The sequence below is a fragment of the Neobacillus sp. B24 genome (genome assembly GCF_055381825.1).
The window spans coordinates 5,147,682-5,166,353 of record NZ_AP035777.1 but is presented as its reverse complement, the minus strand read 5'-3'; the positions used below and the strand labels follow the sequence as shown (position 1 = coordinate 5,166,353).

The following is an 18,672-nucleotide window of genomic DNA, read 5'->3' as shown; positions in this document are numbered from 1 at the left end:
TATGTACCAAGTGGTATGACATCTTACCAATATTTCCAAAAAAGTCTAATGAATCGGCTGGTCAAGCCCTAATCATTGGACTTTTTTTATTAAATTTTTACAATTTTTGTGAGAGAGTTGTCGATTTTGTGTAAAAAAGTGATGTGGAAAAGAATAATTCTTGTATAATAGAATAAATGGAAATGAAATTTTTCAAGCATAAAACTAAAACTGGTTATAATATGTATAACTCTAAGACCGTTGGGCGGGAATTGCGGATACGGCTAAAGGGGAAATGAACATGAATGTTAATAATTTAAACCAACAGCGGGTACAGACACGCGAAGAATATAAAAAAGCGCTGCAAATAGAAAAGGGAGACAGTGCGGTCGCCACAGAAAAACAGGAGACCCAAGCTGCAGCCATCCCAAACAAACGGATTCGGATCCGGCTGATACCGATATGGCTTCGGCTGGTTTTATTAGTGGTGTTTACGTTCGTCAGTTTGGTGGCAGGAGCTGCAGTCGGCTATGGAGTCATCGGAGACGGCAAGCCTGCAGATGTATTGAAGGAGTCCACATGGACGCACATTCGCGATTTAGTCAACAAGAAAGAGTAAAAAGCGGGAAGGGTTCTAGTGCAGCCCTTCCCTTTTGTGTACCTTTAATAGTAGAATAATGAGTAATTACTAGTAGGAGGTACTAACAAATGCTCGATATTAATGAAATTAAAGACATTATCCCACACCGCTATCCATTTTTACTGGTAGACCGGATTTTAGAGGTGGAAGAAGGCAAACGCGCGGTTGGCATTAAAAATGTGTCCGCCAACGAAGAATTTTTCAATGGACATTTTCCCGATTACCCGGTTATGCCTGGGGTCCTGATTGTGGAAGCGCTCGCGCAGGTCGGGGCAGTCGCTATGCTAAAAAAAGAGGAAAACCGCGGCCGGCTGGCATTTTTTGCAGGAATTGACAATTGCCGCTTTAAAAAGCAGGTTAAGCCGGGCGACCAGCTTCGCCTCGAAGTTGAAATGACAAGGCTCCGTGGGCCAATTGGCCGGGGCAGAGCAGTCGCAACGGTTGACGGCGAAATCGCCTGTGAAGCGGAAATCACGTTTGCATTGGGAGAAAAGAAGGAATAAGTTCCCGAAACGGCTGGTGCCATATGGTGCCGGCCGTTTTTCGCGTTCGGTAGTTTTTTCTAAAAATATTTTCGGGACAATCGGAAAAGCTAAGTGTGTTAGGCCAATTTGAAACGTGAAGGGAGTTTTTGGTTTGAAGAAAAAGCTTTTTACGCTGCTTACCGGGTCCTTGCTTTCGGCTGTTCTGCTAGTTGGCTGTAACAATGATAACGATGATCAAAATCCACCGCCACCAAACGTTGATACAAACCTGAACGATGACGTGGATTGGAATGACAATGACAACAACCGAAATTTGAATCGTGATAACGATTTGGATGACAATGACATGGATTTAAACGACAACCACTACAGCCCGGCAGAGGATAAAAACACCGATACCGATAAAGACCCAGTAAAAGACAGCAACACGAAGCAGGAAGAAATCATCGAGGATGATATCGACCGCAACGACCGCGACAACAAAGACGAATAAACAACAGGGACAAGCTGAGCGCTTGTCCCTGTTCCCTATGCTGCACCCATGCCAAAAACGAATGCAATTAAGGCTAGAATAATAAAAGCCAGAAAGATAAACCAAATGATTGAAACAATTAAGATGATCCAGCCGAGCACTTTTCGGTCCGTTTGGATTAAATAAATCCCCAAGGCGATGGCCCCGAAAAAGAATCCCAACACGGCCCAAAGCACCGGCCGTTTCCCGTGTTTTGGTGCATCTATCGCTAAATAGACACAAACAATGATATTCAAAATCAAACTAAGAGAAGCTTCCATTTCTTAGTCCCCCTTTATCTCTCTATTTCTTAAGTATCTCGAGGAATGGTTGAAAAAGCAATCCTTTTTTAGATGAAAAAACCAGCTCTGTGTGCTGGTTAGGAATTTTTCACCTTGAGTTTTGGTTTGCTTTTCATTTTTTCCTTAAATTCCGTGAGCAGAGCTTCGCCTTCTAAGCCTTTCTGCAGCAAATTGTCGAGGAGCAGCTCCGAATAGTCACTTTTATTCCGACGCATCTGACCTTGAAATAACACGCTGATATGCTGATCGAACTTCTGAAGCGAGCTGATTTTTGTCTGAAAATAAGCAGGGGCATTGTCTTTCTTTGAGATGACCGCTTCAACAATAATCTCGCGGTCTTCCTCTAAGATTTTTTGAAAAAACTCATACTTGGAAAGGTCGGTATAGGCCTCAATCAGCCAGGTAGAATGTTCGTCCTCTTTATTAAGAATAAGACCATCCTCCAACGGAACCTCAATACTATTCCCATTTTCCACAACATCCAAAGAAATCAACTTAAACGTCTTCATCCCGAGCCTCCTGTTCACGTTTTTCCTTATTATAACATACAGACGCGAGAAGCAAATGGGCGCCAAGGGGACGGTTCTGGTGGGGACATGACGATCGAGGGACCATGGGGACGGTTCCGTTGGGGACATGATGGTCGAGGGACCATGGGGACGGTTCTAGTGGAGACATGATGACGCCATGTACAAATGTCGAAAAATAATTGTCGAAATGGGGAAAAAGACTTTTTCTACGTGAATTATCCACAGTAAATGACAAAAACCCCCTAGAAAAAGTCTTTTTCGAGAAAAAACAGCTTCGAAAAGAGGTTTTTCTCGATTTTACTTCCATTCTGGCCAGGGATTATGATGGAGGCATCAAATGGTAAGGGAGTTGTCGCTATGATTAATCAGGTTACACTTGTTGGCAGGTTAACGAAGGATCCGGAGCTTAGAACGACGACAGACGGAACATATGTGGCTCACATTACATTGGCTGTGAATCGCAATTTTCGCAATCACAATGGGGAGATTGACACGGATTTTGTGCAGTGCACATTATGGCGAAAAGCGGCGGAAAACACGCATCATTATTGTCGAAAAGGAGCAGTTATCGGGATCACCGGCCGGCTGCAGACGCGGAATTATGAAGGCAGGGACGGAAAAAAGGTGTATGTGACGGAAGTCGTTGCAGAATCAGTGCGGTTCTTAAGCGGCCGGGTGCCGGAGTCGGCTCATGCGACAGAAACACAGCAGCCTCAGACAGCCGCGCAGGCCGTGACAGCGCAAGCAGCAGCGATTGCAGATCAGGCTGCGGCTATGCATACAGGTGGTGTGACCGTACCTCCACCACAAGGAGGGCAGGCTGTTGGTGGGCAATTTATGGCCCAAGCTGCGCCAGCACAGGGTGCCACTCCACCAAGTGCTGGCCAAGCTGCATCGCAAGCGGGATCGGGCTCCTCAACCACGCAGGCTCCATCCGAGAAGAGGGGAGAGGTTGAATATGCATTTTGATGAGAAGGACATGGGCAACCTTGAGCAGCTGCTAGAAAGTCTAATAAAAATGGTCGGAAAGGCCAATAACAATGTGGAAAATCTGCAAAAACGGGTTGCCCAGCTCGAATGGGTCTTGCGTGAACAACATTTGGAGTGCAGAGAAACCGGGCGGGTCCGGATTTATTCATAGGTAATTAGGGGAGCCGCCTCACTGGAAGGATAGAGTGGGGCGGCCCCGCCTTCGGTAATGCCAAATCAAATCATTTACAATCAATACCCCGCAACTGCCTCCGTTGAGAGAAAGATAAACAACGTTCTCCTCCTGAGCCCCAGCTCATTGAATACCCGGTTTGGCGGCCGGGTTTTTTTTTGGGAAAAAATGAATTCGCAAATTAAAGGGGGATATTCGCAAATAACTGTATAAAATTCGCAAATAAACTATCTGCATTCGCAAATAACAACCAAAAACGCGCAAATAAATTCAACGAGGGAGACTTTTTTAAAAGAAATATGGTATAAATACCCTCCTGGGGGGACAAACTACTAGTAAAACCCCCCTGTTTTTTTATAAAAGAAGCCGCTGATCGAGTAGTCAGCGGTTTCTTTGTGTTTATATAGGGGATATTTACAAGTCTTTCTCACTTATTTACAACTTTTTGCTTTTATTTACGACTTTTCCGGATTTATTTACAACTTTCCCACATTTATTTACATCTACAGTATCGAATCCAAAAACTCCTTCGTCCGCTGCTCCGACGGGCTGCCGAACAGTTTCTCCGGCGGCCCGGTTTCAACAATTCGGCCGTCGTGCATGTAGATGACACTGTCGGCGACCTCGCGGGCGAAGCCCATCTCGTGGGTGACGACGATCATCGTCATGCCCTCCAAGGCTAGTTTTTTCATAGTAGCTAGTACCTCGCCGACAAGCTCCGGGTCGAGGGCTGAGGTTGGTTCGTCAAACAGCATGACCTCAGGTCTCATCGCCAGCGCGCGGGCAATAGCGACCCGCTGCTTTTGCCCGCCGGACAGCTTGCTTGGATAGACGTTTTCCTTGTCGCTCAAGCCAACTTTCGCCAAAAGTTCCCGACCCTCGACCAAAGCTTGATCCCGCGGCACCTTTTTAACATGGATCGGCGCTTCGATAATATTTTCAATCACGGTCATGTGCGGAAACAGGTGAAAGTGCTGGAACACCATCCCGACCCGGGAGCGGACTCCATTCAGGTCATGGGTGGCGGGCTCAATCACCTCGCCGCCAATCGAAATCGTGCCGCTGTCCTTAACCTCAAGAAAATTGAGGCAGCGGAGCAGCGTGCTTTTTCCGGAACCGCTCGCGCCAATCAAACAGACGACTTCCCGTTCACCAACACTCAAATCAATGTCACGCAATACATGTAGCTCACCAAACGATTTATTTAACTTTTCTACCTTTATCATAGTGCTAACCCAACTCCCTCTCTATTCACTCACCGCAAGCCGTTTTTCAACCCTGCTCGACAACACCGAAACAATAAATACAAGGATGAGGTAATACACGGCGACGATGAGCAGGTAGGTCATATAGTCAAAGGTGTTCGAGCCGAAGGTGGTCGCGACATTGAACAGCTCGTACATTCCGATGAATGCGGCCAGTGACGAATCCTTCAAGGCGATGATAAATTGATTCCCAAGCGGCGGCATCGCCCTCCGGAACGCCTGCGGCAAAACAATCCTTCGATAGGTGAGCTTGACGCTCATCCCGAGCGAGCGTCCGGCCTCCATCTGCCCCGGGTCAATTGATTGAATCGCCCCGCGGAAAATCTCGGCGATGTAAGCTCCGTTGTGGAAGGCCAGTCCTAAAACAACCGCAAGAAACTGTGACATATTCAACGACGTCAAGCCGTAATAGAACACGAAAATCTGCACAATCAGCGGCGTGCCGCGGACGAGGAAGATATAAGTGTCGGCAATCCACTCAAGCGCCTTGACCTTGGAAATTTTTAAAAAGGCAAAAAACAACCCTACAAAAATTCCGAAGAAAATTGCCACCACTGTCAGCTCGAACGTCAGCAGCATCCCCTTCAAAAACACAGGGTACGAATCAATAAACTTCTGTAACCAGTTCATGGCATACTCCTTTCATTTTGAAAAAAAGAGCGAATGCCAGGATCCGCCCTACAAATAATTTACTCCTTCTTGTCCGGGTCAGTGGTGATGTCGTCGCCGATATGGCGTTTGCTGATGACGGCCAAGGTGCCGTTATTGCGAAGCTTTTCGATCGCTTTGTTAATCTCCTCGAGCAGCTTGTCGTTGCCCTTAGCGACGGCAATTGCCTGCTCACTGCGGCCAAGCATATCCTTACCGACAATCTGCATGCCGGCGCCGATCGCTTCCTTACCGGTGACAAAATCGGTGATGACCGCGTCGTGCTTGCCTTTGCTTAGGGCCTCAAGAGCGACGACGTCACTGTCGAGCAAAATAATTTTATCGGTGACTTTCTGGGCCATTTCGGCATAAGTGGAACCTTTCGAAACGGCAATTTCCTTGCCTTTCAGGTCATCGAGGGTTTGAACGGTGCTGTCCGGACGTACGAAAATTTGCGGACCGGAGTAGTAGTAGGGAATCGAGAAGTTTACCGCTTTTAAGCGTTCCTCCGTGATGGTGTGGCTGGCAACAGCGGCATCGAAGCGGCCTGACTTTACGCCTTCGACAATCCCGCCGAACTTAAATTTTTTCTGAACCGGCTCAAGGCCCAGCTCTTTGGCGACAGCTTCGGCGACATCAATGTCAAACCCGGACATCGTGCCATCGCTGGCCACATAGCTGAACGGCTTGAACTCACCGGAGGCAGCGTAGGTGAACTTGCCGTCTTCGACCAGTTTCATTCCACCTGATGAGCTGCCTCCGCCGCCGCAGGCCGCAAGCGTGAACATCAAGACAACAACCAGCAATCCTTTTATCACATACTTCATATGAAAAATTCCCCCTTAAAATTTGGACATCCTCTCCTTGTATCCCTATGTCGGCCACTTTTGAAAAATGACAAAAAAAATATACCCCGGGACAGTTGTTCCAGGGAGCGGTGCAGCGTGCAACACTTTTTCAATTAATTCGGCTTTTTTGTCCTTAATAGATTGACAGTAAGCGCGGTATACCAGGCCCTGTCTTTGGGAGCCATTAAACGTAGTTCGACAAGGGCCTTCTTTAACTCGGGTTCCAGTTGGAGCAGCTCATTAATCAGAGACAGCTCGGGGTCGTCCAAGTTTTCCTTTGTGACGAAGCCGGTCTCGGGGGTTGTGGCGTCCTCCTCCCCACCGAAGTCGTCGACTAGATAGCTTTTATCTATTTTAAAAATTTTCGCAAACTGAATTAGTGTTTGCCTGTTGGGTTTTGCTTTGTCATTTTCATACTTGCTAATGGTCGAACGGTGCAAGTTCATCAGCTTGGCTACGGTTTCTTGCGACCAAACCTGATCATCACGAAGCTTCTTCAATTTTTCCCCGATAGACATACAAATCACCGCCATAAACATTTCCTGATTTTAACTTAACGGGAAAATAAGCGCAGAGGACTTTGTGTGCGCAACTTTCACGGTTGGATGTGTGAATGTTGTGCACACATAGAAATAAATGACATGAAAATGTCATGTTTGTTGGAAAGGAAAAGAGAAAATATTGTCGAATAATAAAATTTGTTGTAGGTTAATGTCATAAATGGAGGTGTTAAATGGAAGATACTTTTCTAGTATTTATCGGAACCATTTCAAGGAATAAGGAGTGGAGGGTACAAAGAAAGCCCAATTTTTCTGATTTCATCATTCTTTCACATCATTCATCCCCATTATCGAAGGATTCTCCTTATCAATTTATCCCCCTCAGGGACATTGAAAAAAATCCTATCTATTTTAGTGATGAAAATATCCAGATTATTTTTTACCAACATTCAGTACAAATCGAATTAGAAGGCCAGGTTTTGCAGGAAGAAGTTTATGAAGTATTGGGTCATTTTGCGATCCTGCAAGGCAGGCGGGTACTGAATTTGGCAAAGTTCCCCGTGCAGATCATGTCCCATCAAAAAGGAATCATACTTCGCACTCTGTCAGCATCAAAGCGGATTAGAGAAAGCAAAGACAGGAAGTTATATGGTAAAATTAGGTGCAGAATATCGAGATGTTGAGTACTTAAATTACACATGTTAGAAATTACCAAACGCCAAAGGGTGCCGATCATAGACAGGCACCCTTTGGCATTTTTTATACCGTCTTGTTAAATGGCAGAATAATTGTCCGCCCCACACGGACAATTGTCCACGAGTGGTGCCTGACACCATAAGCGACATTACCACTGTATCAATGCGACAATCATACAACACGACAGCAATATCCCCTAAATATTCCCATAATCAACCCGAATCGCCACATTTTCGCCATTTTTTGGTAGTTTTTTGAGACTTCACGTCAATTTGTGATGTTATTTTAATCTCTTTGTAACATAACAGGCGCGTTATTCTGTTATAACTGTAATATAAGGAGGGAGAAGTATATGCAGCATCATTTTAAGCGCATTATTCTCGTGGTACTTACACTTGTGTTATGTGGATCTGGAACAGTTACATACGCACAAACAAATAACGAAGCCTTGCAAAATGCTAATAGGCAGCTTCAAGAGAAACAAAGATTGCTAGAAGAGCAAAAATCAGAACAGCAGGCTGTTAATCAAGAAATTAAGCAAATCCAGGAACAACTTGAATCTTTATATAATACCATTTCGAAAAACAAAGAAGAAATGGCCAAAACGCAAGCACAAATTGACGAGGTCAACAAGCTGATTCAACAAAAAAGAGAAGAAATTGTCATACTGGAGGATAAAATCCTCGGCCGTTCCGAAATTATGAAAAAGCGGGCTGTGGCGCTCCAGCAAAATGACAATGTCAACTTGATTATCAATATTTTCTTTGAATCCGACAGCATTACGGAATTCTTGAAGCGTGCCAGTGCGGCATCAGCGCTGATGGATGCGGACAAAGACATTTTAACAGCGCAAAAGCAAGACTTGAAGCAAATTGAAGAAGATAAAAAAGAGATTGATAGACAAGAGCAGGTTCTACAAGAGCATCAACAGACCCTTGCCAGCCAGCAGGACGAGCTTGACAAAAACATGCAGCAACAGCAGCAAACGCTAGCGTCAGCTCAGGAAAAATACAATCAGATTTCGCAGCAAGTCGCACTTGCTGAAAAAGAAAAGTCGGCTGTGTCATCACAGATTGCCAATATCCAGGCAGCCATTGCAGCGGAACAAGCTCCTAAGGTTGCGGCAGCAGCACCAGATAACAGTGGGTCTGGAACTGCGATTTCGGGGAAAGAGCTATACGTTACCGCAACCGCTTACAGTCCGGATGAGTCCGGTTCAATTACAGCATTAGGCTATAATATTGATGCCAATCCTAATATGAAGCTAATTGCAGTTGATCCTAGAGTGATCCCGCTTGGAAAAAAAGTCTGGGTGGAGGGCTACGGAGTGGCCATCGCCGGTGACACAGGCGGCGCCATCAAAGGTCACAAAATCGACGTGCTCGTGCCAAACTACGCTGCAGCCATCAAATGGGGCAGAAAAACAGTTAAAGTTGTGATATTAGACTAATTCACTATTAAATATGAAAGACCCGGCAGATCTTACCTGCCGGGTTTTTTTTGATTGCTATTTCGACAGAGGCAAAGCTTATAAAAATATCTCTATTTACTTTTGAAAATAGTTGTATTTTCAATGCGGATGGAATCAACTTCTCCACATTTTAAACAAAATGTATAAATTTTATTACTACCACTCATCGCCATTTTGCTCGGTTTGATGGGCATAAAATCTGTACCTTCTGCAAAATCGGTGCCTCCACACTTAACGCATTTTTTATTCTCCATCGTGACAATACCCCCAACTCTTTATTTGCATGGCTTATCCTCTCTTTAATACGATATAACCTCTGATAAGTTTCAATATTAAGATTATTGGAGTAAATTCATTAGCCATTACAGACTAAACGTTGACAAACGCAAATTAAAAAAGGGCAGTGGTCTACAACCACTGTCCTCTCTACAAAGACAAATGTCCACGGATGGTGCCTGACACCAATGCTACCATTGCCATCATTCCCATCGTGGACATAGTTCCAACAACGTCTTGCAACCACCTAACCCAAATACACTAAATCCTTTAATTCATCTGTCGAAAGCTCAGTAATCCAGTTTTCGCTCTGAATAATCTGGTCGTTGAGGAATTGTTTTTTCTCAAGCATGGCGTCAATTTTTTCCTCGAGCGTGCCAGTACAGATGAGCTTGTGGACATGAACGAAACGTGATTGCCCAATCCGATAGGCCCGGTCGGTCGCCTGATTCTCAACAGCTGGATTCCACCAGCGGTCATAATGGATGACGTGATTGGCAGCCGTCAGGTTCAAGCCGGTTCCACCCGCCTTCAATGACAGCAGGAACACCGGAAATTCCCCATTCTGGAACCGTTCAATCATACTATCACGCTGCGTCTTCGCCACACTTCCATTCAAAAATGGAACGTCCACGCCGAATTTCTTCTTGATCGCACTCCGAATCATTTCGCCCATTTCGATATATTGCGTAAAAATCAGACAGCTCTCGCCCTGATCCAAAACTGCATCAACCAGCTCGACAAGCTTCTCCAATTTATTCGAACGATCCAACAGCTGCCGTCCAGCCGACTTTTCCTTTAAATAGAGAGCAGGGTGATTGCACAGCTGTTTCAATCGGCTGAGCATTTGTAATACTAGCCCCTTGCGCTCAAAGCCGGTCAGCTTTTCAATCTGTTCAAATGTATCGTGAATTAGCTGTTCATATAGCGACGCCTGCTCGGTCGTCAGCGGGCAATACTCTTTTTGCTCGAGTTTATCCGGTAAGTTGAGTGCAACCTCTTCATCCTTTTTCGTACGCCGCAATAAGAAAGGCTTGATTAATGATTGCAGCTGCTGAATTTTGTCCTTTTTATCATCCTTTTCAATTGGGACGATGAAACGTTTCTGGAACTGTCCCAAGCTGCCAAGATAGCCGTGGTTGGTAAAATCAAAAATCGACCACAGCTCGGATAGGCGGTTTTCCATTGGGGTTCCGGTGAGCGCGATTTGATGACGGCCGCGCAGCCGGCGCACTGCTTTGGATTGCTTCGTCTGAGCATTCTTAATGTTTTGTGCCTCATCAATCGCAATCGAGCTCCATAGCAATGACTCGAACTCAGTGGAGTCAAGGTGGCTCAAACCGTAAGAGGTGAGGACCACATCTGCATCTTGAGCCTTTTCCGAGAAGGCTTCTTCCTTCAGACGGTTCGACCCATAATGCAGGTACACCTTCATTTCCGGAGCAAACCGATCTAATTCCTTCTGCCAGTTTCCGAGAACCGAAGTAGGGCAGATAATCAATGCCGACTTTGTTGGTACCTTTTCCGAGGTAGGCGGGCCAGCCTTCTTGCGAGGGGAAACAGCTTCAGCCTTTGAGCCAGCTGCCACTTCGGTTGCCATCAATTCACCGCTTTCCACATTAGTAATAGTGCTGTCGGTGTCAGGCAACAATGTATGACTTTCCACCTTGGAAACAGTGCCAGCCCCGCTATCGGTATCCGGCACCAATTCATGACTTTCCACCTTGGAAACAGTGCCAACACCACCATCGGTGTCAGGCACCATTTGCTGACTTTCCACACTGTTAACGGTACTTATCCTGCGACCGCGATTGTCTTTTCCATCTCCAAGGCCACGCGTCGCAGCACCAAGCTGCCCCCCAACTTCCTCTTTAACCTTAAGCAAATACGAGATAAGCTGAATGGTTTTTCCAAGGCCCATGTCGTCGGCCAAAACGGCGCCGAATCCGTACTGCCTCAGGAACCAGAGCCAGCTCATGCCAAGCTGTTGGTACGGCCGCAATTCGCCGTTCAGACCCTCAGGCACCTCCACGAGCGGCACTTCATTCGTCTCTGACAGCTGCTTCATCATCTGCTTCCACTGCCGGTTCAGCTCAATCTGAATCTTCGCGAACGCCTTCGGATTCTCGGCATCTTCTTCGCCCTCATCGGCCGCTACCAACTCCTGCTCCAACAAATCACGGACATGCAAGCCTTCCTTTTCAGCCCGTTTCATCAAATCCTGAATTTGTCGAATAAACTGCGGATCGAGCTTGACCCAGCGCCCGCGAATATAGACAAGCCGCCGCTTTTCCTCGACAAGCTGATTGAACTCATCTTCAGACAGGTCGACACCATTCATCGAAAAGCGCCAGTTAAAATCCAACATCTGCTGCAAACCGACAAATGACGGCCGGTGGCTCGACGAACCCTTCACAGCCGCCTTCACTTTCAAATTGGCATTTTTCATCGCCTGCCACCACGAAGGAAGCAGAATTTCGACATCAAGCGCCAACAAGGTTTCACTTGCCTCAGTCAAAAACATCCACGCTTCTTCCTCAGTCAGCTCAGTTTTTAACGGGGCAATACCATCTTCATCCACATCGGCACCAGCATCACCAAGCCACGGAATCAACCGCACCCAGCGCATTTGTTCACGGTCGACCTTATCCAAAAATGGCCGCCATTTCGCTGGAACCCGCTTCACATCCTCGACATCGACCACTTGGTCATCATTTTTCTTTCCGCGCAAAAACACATCGAGGGTCCAGTCTCCTTCACCGTCCACTGGCTCATCCAACCGTAGTCCGATCGTAAACGGCGCATCGCTCTCCTTAATTCCGACCCACTCAAGCCAGCTTTCCTCATCAAAATACCGCGCAAGCTCGATGCCCGAGATGTTTTGTTTTTTCAACAGATCAAGCTTTGGACCGAACAGCTCTTTCATTGCTGAATTTCTTGTTAAAAAAGAATCCAGGGCATTGTTGTACAGGTCAGAAATGTACTCGCGAGCGGTCGGGGCAGGGGAGTCCAGCGCATCTGAATCAGACTCGCCTGGGTGCACTGAATCCTCAACATCCTGTTCCCAGAAATCAGGCCCAAACTCATCTTTCACCCGCTCGGGGAGTTTCCAGCGAAACTCGCCATCCGGCCCCCACACCGAAAAGTCCGGGAGCCAATCTTTTTCGACAATGCCTTCATAAAGCGGCAGGGCCGCTGCGAGACAAATTTCGGACTCTTCATTCCAGTCCCACTCAAGGAAGCGGTTGAATGACTCTTTGGCAAAAAGCGACACGAGCTGCCAGCCGTTCAGGATGACGCCCTCAACATCATCTACCGTGGCCTCTTCCAGCATTGTTCCGAAAAAACTTTCTTCGTGGCTGCTTAGGACAAGATTCTTCCAGCGAACCGGCGCCATTGTGCGCCCGTGCTCATCCTCAGCAGACAGAAAAAAGCGGCCGCCCTCTAATTTAGTTGTGATCAGTTTCAAAAACCTGCTATTCAGCATGGCGTCGTGCTCCTTTTCTTTCTATCCACGTTGACATACTATCTTTACCGGCGTTTTCTGGTGATTTACCGGCGAATTTTGAATTTTACCGACGCTTTTAGCGGCTTTACCGGCACATTCTATTTTTCCGTATTACGCCCAGCATTTTACCGGCACATTGCAGTACTTTACCGGCGAATTTAACCACTTTACCAGCGCTTTTCCCTTTTTACCGGCGAATTTAACCACATTACCGGCACGTCCCCTCGCAGACAAAACGAGGGCCCATCAATATACCTTTAATACCCAGTTATACCTCACTTCAGGCACCGCCCGCGCGCCAAACCCAAACCAAACCACAGCCCGAAAACCCCAACTGTCCACCTCACGTGGACAAAATGGCTAAAATGTCCACGGGCGGTGCCTGACACCATAACTAATCTAAACACCATCTCTAGATTAATTTACTCCGTTGGCACTCCTCATGGAATGCTCTCAGCCGTTTGGTCCGCTCCATCAGTCCGTCCAGGAAGTATTCCCAGTCGTCGACTCTGCGAAGCTTTTTGTACAGTGTCCGCAGCTTCTTCAAGTGCCGTACCGCCATCCGGTAGCTGGCTCGATTTTTCAAGTCAATTTCCTTCTGCGCTGTTTGATGCAGCAACCCTAGCAGCAATTCAGGCCGCTCTTTCTCGACCAATTTCACCCGTTCCTTCGGCAAGTCGCTATACTCCATCCCAACAAACGCCTGAAGCTCCGCCCACCGATCGTAATCGCCGCGCTCAAACAACAAAAATTCATACTCACCATAACTATATGGCAGCCCGGCCAGCAGCGCCCGCTCAAACAAATCGAACCGCCCGTTTTCGGTGCAATACGTCGAAATCGCCCGCAACGCCGTCCGGACAAATGCCGAGCGGCTATGGTATGACCCGAGCGCCCCCAGGTATCCCTTCAATCGACTCAAGAACAGCTCAATCACCGGTCCAACCCGGCGCCACGCCTTTGCTGCTGTGAAAAATTCAATCCAAAACACCATATACGTCACAAACGATTCATCCTCAACCCGCCCGGCCAGCTTTAACGCCAGCTCATCATTCTCAAGTAGGAAATACAAATGAATCATCGTCACCTCAAACGGCAGCGGCTCCTCGGACTCGTCCAAAGCCTTAAGCACAGCCCCAATTCGCAATGCCTCTTCCTGGCGCCATTCTTTTTTTCGAAAAACTTCCGTCCATAACACCCGGTGCAGATGCGCACGCTCTGGAACAAATCCGGAACAGCACGTCAGCGCCGCAAACACCTCATCCTTTAACCGCTCGATAAATGTATCAAAGGCAAATGGCAAAGTCTGAACACTAATCCGACGGGCTAAATCATCGGCATCGTCCAATAAATTTTGAAAACAATGAAGGTACGAACGGCGCACCGCTTCCTCGCCAAAGCCAAGCTCTTCACTCAACACCGCAAGCTTGCGAAACGACACCACCGCCGCCACGAGCTCATACACCATCCGCCATTCCTGCTCAACCGGCGCACTCGCGGCCACCCGGCGCTGGTAAATCCCGAACAGCTCCTGAATCACATACGGGTTGGAATGCTTTTTGCCGCCAACGAGCGTATCAAAACTTGCCTCAAACAGCTGCAGCCAGCGGTCATAATCCGGCTGCGGAAGCCGGCCAGCCTTCATCATGTCTTTTGCCGTCTGCAGTCCCCAACCTGCCGCGGACTTCTTTTCCCGCGCCGGCTCGCGCCATTCCGACATCCAATCGCCGACACTCCCGACCTTCGAATATGCTGCAAAAAACACCGCCAGCTGATGCCGGCACAGCCCAACAGAAGGACATGAGCACTCACTCATTCCCAAAAACGCCGGGTCCAGCCGTACCTTCGCTGGTGTCACGTCCTGCACAGTCGCGACAAACTCACCGCCATCATACCGCAGCTGCGACACCAGCCCCTGCCGGTACAGCATTAACCCGCTCTGCACCATGCGCACATCCTCAGGCGACATCGCACTCAGGATATCCAACTTCAACTCTTCCGCCAGCTCCCGAATCTGCTCACTCCCAGGAAACGACTCCATCGCAAGTCCCTCCTTTACTCAAAAATAAACTAGTGTATCTGTACCCTGTATGTTCGATAATTTAATACAAACAATCAGACCTTGCCAATAAAGGTGGTGTGAGCAGAGCTAAGCTAGCTTAATTCAACGCCATAAAAATGATACCTGCCACTAAACTAACAGCAACAGATACATATGTGCGCCGCTCCGCCCCTTTTCCACGCAAAAATCCATATTCCTCTATTATACCCCAAAATCTCCCGGAATGAAGCAGGGGAAGGTTCTCTACAATAGAATCTCCTCCTTTATCCATCAAATTGATATCAACTTTAAACTTTAGTAGAATAGGAAAAAATGCAACAAGAGGGGATTAGTCGTAGATGAATTCTATCATTGGCCCTAGATCGGACATCTATAAGTCGCTGTTTGACTACAATCATGACGCCTGTTATGCCGTGGACCGGGAGGGGCGGTTTGTGCTTATTAATGACGCGGCAGTCGCTCTCGTCGGGTACGAGAAGCAGGAAATGCTCCAAATGACGTTTCCGCAGCTAATCGCCGAAAACGAACTAGCACAGGTCAATTACTATTTTTCCCGTGTCCTCGAAGGCAGCAGCGAGCGTTTTAACGTCTCGATTCAGGACAAGAACGGGAGAAAACTGGATCTATACATAACCGCAGTCCCCATTTGGGTCGACGGCAAGATCGAGGGAATCGTCGGAATGGTGCGCGATATCACCGAAAAAAACAAACTGGAAACCTTATTGAACGGGCAAAACCATATCCTCGAATTGATTGCCAAAGGGGCAGCGCACATCGAGGTGCTGGATCAAATTATCCAGCTTATTGAATGCGTCTCCAATGGCGTGTGTTCGATTTATCTAACAGACGAAACCACAAATAGCCTGGTTCATGCCTCGTCGCCATCGATTCCGGCTGCCTATTCAACCGTAATCAAACAGCTTCCCATCGGTCCGGATACCAGCCCAGCATCCGCGGCCGCGTACCATAAACATCCGATCATCGTGAATGACATCGCCAATGATCCTTTATGGAAAAAACACCGGGATATCGCGGTCGAAAACAAGCTCATGGCGAGCTGGTCGACACCGGTTTTTGACAACCAACAGGGGGTAATTGCGGTTTTTTCGATCTATTATGACAAGCCGAGTGAGCCAACCGATGCTGAAATCCAGGTTATTGAAAAAGCAGTCTACTTGACGAGCTTGGCAGTCCATCGTTACCGGGCAGAGGAAAGAATAAACTTTATGGCGTTTCATGACGAATTGACCAACCTGCCGAACAGGAGGATGTTTAACGAAAGAGCCAAAGAGGCCATAGAAGGCCACAACGGACAACCTCATCAAGCGATTGCCATGATGTACCTTGACCTGGACAGGTTTAAAATCATTAACGACATGCTTGGCCACAACATCGGCGACCTTGTGCTCAAACACGTCGCCCAGCGATTGCAGTCCATCGTCCGTGAGCAAGACCTAGCTTCAAGGCAGGGGGGCGATGAGTTTGCCCTGTTATTGAAAAATGTGAGCAAGCAGAAGGCGGCAAGCATTGCCCAGCGGATTATCGATGCGCTGGAAAAACCGCTTATCATAAACGGCAATGAGCTGTTCGTCACCCCAAGCGTCGGCATCACGATGTTCCCAACTGACGGTGAAACCGTCATCGACCTGTTGCGGAAAGCTGACATCGCCATGTATAAGGCGAAACGAAAGGGGCGCAACAATTTTCAATTTTATGACGCCGTCCTCGACAAAGAGTTGTACGACCGTCACGAAATTGAAACGGAACTGCGTAAAGCATTGGAAAAAGGGGAATTTCAACTTTATTACCAGCCGATTATCAACCTTTGCAGCAACAAAATTATCGGCGTCGAATCACTCCTGCGCTGGAACAACCATAAGCTTGGTAACGTGCCTCCGGACAAGTTCATCCCGCTTGCCGAGGAAAGCGGCCTGATCGTCCCAATTGGCGAATGGGTCCTGAATACCGCCTGCCGCCAGCTGAAGGCGTGGGAAAAGGAAGGACTCGGACCGCTCTCGGTGGCGGTCAACATCTCGATTCGCCAGTTTTACCAGCCGAACCTAGCCTTCAAGATTGCTGATGCCTTAAACGAAACGGGTATCGATCCCGCGCGCCTGACAATTGAAATTACCGAAAGTATGACAATGGACGTCGAAGCGGCTACCAAAGTCCTCAGGGAACTGAAAGCCCTTGGCGTCAATATTTCAATCGACGATTTCGGGACCGGCTACAGCTCGCTTAGCTATTTGCGAACCTTCCCGATTGATTCGTTAAAAATCGACAAATCGTTTATCAGCGACATGGCCCATAGCAAGAGCGGCCAAAACATCGCCACCGCCATCCTGCTGATGGCCCACAACCTTGGCTTAAGCGTCATCGCCGAAGGTGTTGAAACCAACGAACAACTGGACCTCCTCCGCAACTACAAATGCGACAGCGCTCAAGGCTACCTGTTCAGCCCGCCGCTGCCGGCGGAGGAATTGAGAAAACTGCTGGGAAACTCTTTCTAAGAGGTTCTTAAAGCTTTATTTGCGGAAAACGGAGGTTTATTTTTGCGATTTCCAACCTTTTATTTGCGCTAATTCACCATTTTATTTGTGACTCTCAATTTTCATAAAAAAGCCAGGCGTCCAGCCTGGCTTAGGTAATATTATTTTAATTTGTTCTTAAGATTGTTTATTTCCATATCATGTACACCTGATTTAGAGCTTAGAAATCCAACATCGATTTTCAACCCCTTAAGCCCATCAGAAACAACATCAAAGACCTGTCGATGTTCATCCAACTTATCGTTAGTAAATTTAACATTACTCCGAAGTTCAGTTGTGTGCCTCTCAACTTTTGTTTCAATACGATCAACACTTGTTTCAAGCCGTCCTTGCCCTTGTTTTAAACCTGTAACATCCTGCTTTTAGCCCAGAGACATCCTGCTTTAGCCCGGAAAATCCCCCATTTAATTGCGAACCAAAAATCCCGCCAATTCTCTGCTCTGAATCAATAACCCATCTACCCCTTAGGTACTACTACCCATGTTGTAGGAATCAATGCTATGCACAATTTACCAAAATTTGTGAATAACAAGGAGTTTTTAGGCAATGACTTGAAATTATAGAGATATATTGTGTGAGGGAGAGAACCCGATGAGGCAGAAACGCAAATATCGTTCCCCGTGTGCCGCCATGCTGTGGTCGCTTATGCTGCCGGGCTTTGGGCAGCTGTACAACCGGGATTTTGTCACAGGATTTGCATTGATCATATTAGAAGTAATAATCAACGTAAAGGCGGATTTAAATCTGGCCCTATTATATTCCTTCAGAGGCAAACTGATCGAAGCCCATGAGATAGGCGACCTCCGCTGGGGACTATTCTACCCATCCTTCTATTGCTTTGCCATGTGGCAGGCATTAAACTACGCCATCAATTTCAATAAGCAGCAGCTGGGGGATGGCGGCGCGGTCAGAACCTATCTGTCGGGATTCTTCCTGGGCCTCGCCATCGGGATGGACTTCGGCCTCTTCTGGCATGACAGCCGGGTGGCGGGCATCTTCCCGCTCATGGACTATCCCGTCTTCAACGGACTCCTATTCGGCCTGCTGATCGCCTGTCTCGGCCATTTCCTTGAAAAAAACCTATACCGAAAAAATAAACGGCCGCAAACGATGCAGGAATAATAGAAGCTTATGGAAAAATGAACCTTGGCCAGTCGTTTTGACTTCGGGAGCGTTGTTGATCCCCATCCGGCGCATAGACGGGCCTAGCCCGGACGAACAAGCCGCATCTTTGCTTCAA

Annotated in this window: 17 protein-coding genes and 1 pseudogene; 9 read left to right on the top strand and 9 right to left on the bottom strand. The window is 47.4% G+C overall.

Annotated elements, in window-relative coordinates; all coding sequences use genetic code 11:
* Window positions 1-280 precede the first annotated feature (280 nt).
* The 3 genes from ACZ43M_RS25425 (at window position 281) to ACZ43M_RS25415 (ending at window position 1,597) form a co-directional block, all read left to right on the top strand.
* A complete protein-coding gene (locus ACZ43M_RS25425; RefSeq protein ID WP_464505300.1) occupies window positions 281-598 on the top strand; it encodes a DNA-directed RNA polymerase subunit beta in 318 nt (105 codons plus the stop codon).
* Window positions 599-687: 89 nt separating this feature from the next.
* Window positions 688-1,122, top strand: a complete 435-nt coding sequence (gene fabZ / locus ACZ43M_RS25420) for a 3-hydroxyacyl-ACP dehydratase FabZ (RefSeq protein ID WP_464505299.1) — start codon at window positions 688-690, stop codon at window positions 1,120-1,122.
* Window positions 1,123-1,255: 133 nt separating this feature from the next.
* Window positions 1,256-1,597: a hypothetical protein gene (locus tag ACZ43M_RS25415; RefSeq protein WP_464505298.1), complete on the top strand. Its 342-nt coding sequence runs from the start codon at window positions 1,256-1,258 to the stop codon at window positions 1,595-1,597.
* A gap of 35 nt (window positions 1,598-1,632) precedes the next feature.
* Here ACZ43M_RS25415 and ACZ43M_RS25410 read toward each other — a convergent pair whose 3' ends face one another.
* Both ACZ43M_RS25410 and ACZ43M_RS25405 read right to left on the bottom strand, forming a co-directional pair.
* A complete protein-coding gene (locus ACZ43M_RS25410) occupies window positions 1,633-1,896 on the bottom strand; it encodes a hypothetical protein (protein ID WP_464505297.1) in 264 nt (87 codons plus the stop codon).
* A 98-nt stretch (window positions 1,897-1,994) separates the two neighbouring features.
* Window positions 1,995-2,426, bottom strand: a complete 432-nt coding sequence (locus ACZ43M_RS25405; protein WP_464505296.1) for a YwpF-like family protein — start codon at window positions 2,424-2,426, stop codon at window positions 1,995-1,997.
* A 378-nt stretch (window positions 2,427-2,804) separates the two neighbouring features.
* Here ACZ43M_RS25405 and ssb point away from each other — a divergent pair.
* Window positions 2,805-3,158 (top strand): annotated as a pseudogene (ssb, locus tag ACZ43M_RS25400) (single-stranded DNA-binding protein); the annotation flags it as partial.
* Window positions 3,159-3,405: 247 nt separating this feature from the next.
* Window positions 3,406-3,588 carry a hypothetical protein gene (locus ACZ43M_RS25395; RefSeq protein WP_464505295.1) on the top strand — a complete coding sequence of 61 codons (183 nt, stop codon included), beginning with the start codon at window positions 3,406-3,408 and terminating at the stop codon, window positions 3,586-3,588.
* A gap of 524 nt (window positions 3,589-4,112) precedes the next feature.
* On the opposite strand, the gene ACZ43M_RS25390 is transcribed toward ACZ43M_RS25395, so the two are convergent.
* The 4 genes from ACZ43M_RS25390 to ACZ43M_RS25375 all read right to left on the bottom strand — a co-directional run bounded on the left by ACZ43M_RS25390 (window position 4,113) and on the right by ACZ43M_RS25375 (window position 6,888).
* Window positions 4,113-4,835, bottom strand: coding sequence for an amino acid ABC transporter ATP-binding protein (locus ACZ43M_RS25390; RefSeq protein WP_464505294.1), 723 nt, complete (start codon window positions 4,833-4,835; stop codon window positions 4,113-4,115).
* A 21-nt stretch (window positions 4,836-4,856) separates the two neighbouring features.
* Window positions 4,857-5,504, bottom strand: a complete 648-nt coding sequence (locus ACZ43M_RS25385) for an amino acid ABC transporter permease (protein ID WP_464505293.1) — start codon at window positions 5,502-5,504, stop codon at window positions 4,857-4,859.
* Between the two features lie 59 nt (window positions 5,505-5,563).
* Complete coding sequence (locus tag ACZ43M_RS25380) at window positions 5,564-6,349, bottom strand: transporter substrate-binding domain-containing protein (protein WP_464505292.1); 786 nt, start codon at window positions 6,347-6,349, stop codon at window positions 5,564-5,566.
* Between the two features lie 134 nt (window positions 6,350-6,483).
* Window positions 6,484-6,888 (bottom strand): helix-turn-helix domain-containing protein, encoded by a 405-nt coding sequence (locus ACZ43M_RS25375; protein WP_464505291.1) that lies wholly within the window; start codon window positions 6,886-6,888, stop codon window positions 6,484-6,486.
* Window positions 6,889-7,103: 215 nt separating this feature from the next.
* Here ACZ43M_RS25375 and ACZ43M_RS25370 point away from each other — a divergent pair, with 215 nt between their 5' ends.
* Both ACZ43M_RS25370 and ACZ43M_RS25365 read left to right on the top strand, forming a co-directional pair.
* On the top strand, window positions 7,104-7,553 hold the full coding sequence (locus ACZ43M_RS25370; RefSeq protein ID WP_464505290.1) for a hypothetical protein: 450 nt from the start codon (window positions 7,104-7,106) through the stop codon (window positions 7,551-7,553).
* Window positions 7,554-7,918: 365 nt separating this feature from the next.
* A complete protein-coding gene (locus ACZ43M_RS25365; protein WP_464505289.1) occupies window positions 7,919-9,016 on the top strand; it encodes a 3D domain-containing protein in 1,098 nt (365 codons plus the stop codon).
* 92 nt (window positions 9,017-9,108) lie between these two features.
* Here ACZ43M_RS25365 and ACZ43M_RS25360 read toward each other — a convergent pair whose 3' ends face one another.
* The 3 genes from ACZ43M_RS25360 to ACZ43M_RS25350 form a co-directional block, all read right to left on the bottom strand.
* Window positions 9,109-9,291 (bottom strand): hypothetical protein, encoded by a 183-nt coding sequence (locus ACZ43M_RS25360; protein ID WP_464505288.1) that lies wholly within the window; start codon window positions 9,289-9,291, stop codon window positions 9,109-9,111.
* A gap of 269 nt (window positions 9,292-9,560) precedes the next feature.
* Window positions 9,561-12,800 (bottom strand): DEAD/DEAH box helicase, encoded by a 3,240-nt coding sequence (locus ACZ43M_RS25355; protein ID WP_464505287.1) that lies wholly within the window; start codon window positions 12,798-12,800, stop codon window positions 9,561-9,563.
* A 433-nt stretch (window positions 12,801-13,233) separates the two neighbouring features.
* The gene (locus ACZ43M_RS25350; protein WP_464508128.1) at window positions 13,234-14,466 is read right to left on the bottom strand and encodes an SWIM zinc finger family protein; all 1,233 of its coding nucleotides are present in this window, start codon (window positions 14,464-14,466) and stop codon (window positions 13,234-13,236) included.
* Between the two features lie 755 nt (window positions 14,467-15,221).
* Between ACZ43M_RS25350 and ACZ43M_RS25345 the strand changes: the two genes are divergently transcribed.
* Both ACZ43M_RS25345 and ACZ43M_RS25340 read left to right on the top strand, forming a co-directional pair.
* Window positions 15,222-17,393, top strand: coding sequence for an EAL domain-containing protein (locus tag ACZ43M_RS25345; RefSeq protein WP_464505286.1), 2,172 nt, complete (start codon window positions 15,222-15,224; stop codon window positions 17,391-17,393).
* A gap of 630 nt (window positions 17,394-18,023) precedes the next feature.
* Window positions 18,024-18,554, top strand: coding sequence for a hypothetical protein (locus tag ACZ43M_RS25340; RefSeq protein WP_464505285.1), 531 nt, complete (start codon window positions 18,024-18,026; stop codon window positions 18,552-18,554).
* Window positions 18,555-18,672: the final 118 nt, after the last annotated feature.

Bases quoted from the DNA above. Each gene is read 5' to 3' on its own strand.
- ACZ43M_RS25425 (WP_464505300.1), top strand. From the start codon at position 281: ATGAATGTTAATAATTTAAACCAACAGCGGGTACAGACACGCGAAGAA.
- fabZ (WP_464505299.1), top strand. From the start codon at position 688: ATGCTCGATATTAATGAAATTAAAGACATTATCCCACACCGCTATCCA.
- ACZ43M_RS25410 (WP_464505297.1), bottom strand. From the start codon at position 1,896: ATGGAAGCTTCTCTTAGTTTGATTTTGAATATCATTGTTTGTGTCTAT.
- ACZ43M_RS25405 (WP_464505296.1), bottom strand. From the start codon at position 2,426: ATGAAGACGTTTAAGTTGATTTCTTTGGATGTTGTGGAAAATGGGAAT.
- ACZ43M_RS25395 (WP_464505295.1), top strand. From the start codon at position 3,406: ATGCATTTTGATGAGAAGGACATGGGCAACCTTGAGCAGCTGCTAGAA.
- ACZ43M_RS25390 (WP_464505294.1), bottom strand. From the start codon at position 4,835: ATGATAAAGGTAGAAAAGTTAAATAAATCGTTTGGTGAGCTACATGTA.
- ACZ43M_RS25385 (WP_464505293.1), bottom strand. From the start codon at position 5,504: ATGAACTGGTTACAGAAGTTTATTGATTCGTACCCTGTGTTTTTGAAG.
- ACZ43M_RS25380 (WP_464505292.1), bottom strand. From the start codon at position 6,349: ATGAAGTATGTGATAAAAGGATTGCTGGTTGTTGTCTTGATGTTCACG.
- ACZ43M_RS25375 (WP_464505291.1), bottom strand. From the start codon at position 6,888: ATGTCTATCGGGGAAAAATTGAAGAAGCTTCGTGATGATCAGGTTTGG.
- ACZ43M_RS25370 (WP_464505290.1), top strand. From the start codon at position 7,104: ATGGAAGATACTTTTCTAGTATTTATCGGAACCATTTCAAGGAATAAG.
- ACZ43M_RS25365 (WP_464505289.1), top strand. From the start codon at position 7,919: ATGCAGCATCATTTTAAGCGCATTATTCTCGTGGTACTTACACTTGTG.
- ACZ43M_RS25360 (WP_464505288.1), bottom strand. From the start codon at position 9,291: ATGGAGAATAAAAAATGCGTTAAGTGTGGAGGCACCGATTTTGCAGAA.
- ACZ43M_RS25355 (WP_464505287.1), bottom strand. From the start codon at position 12,800: ATGCTGAATAGCAGGTTTTTGAAACTGATCACAACTAAATTAGAGGGC.
- ACZ43M_RS25350 (WP_464508128.1), bottom strand. From the start codon at position 14,466: ATGAAGGCTGGCCGGCTTCCGCAGCCGGATTATGACCGCTGGCTGCAG.
- ACZ43M_RS25345 (WP_464505286.1), top strand. From the start codon at position 15,222: ATGAATTCTATCATTGGCCCTAGATCGGACATCTATAAGTCGCTGTTT.
- ACZ43M_RS25340 (WP_464505285.1), top strand. From the start codon at position 18,024: ATGAGGCAGAAACGCAAATATCGTTCCCCGTGTGCCGCCATGCTGTGG.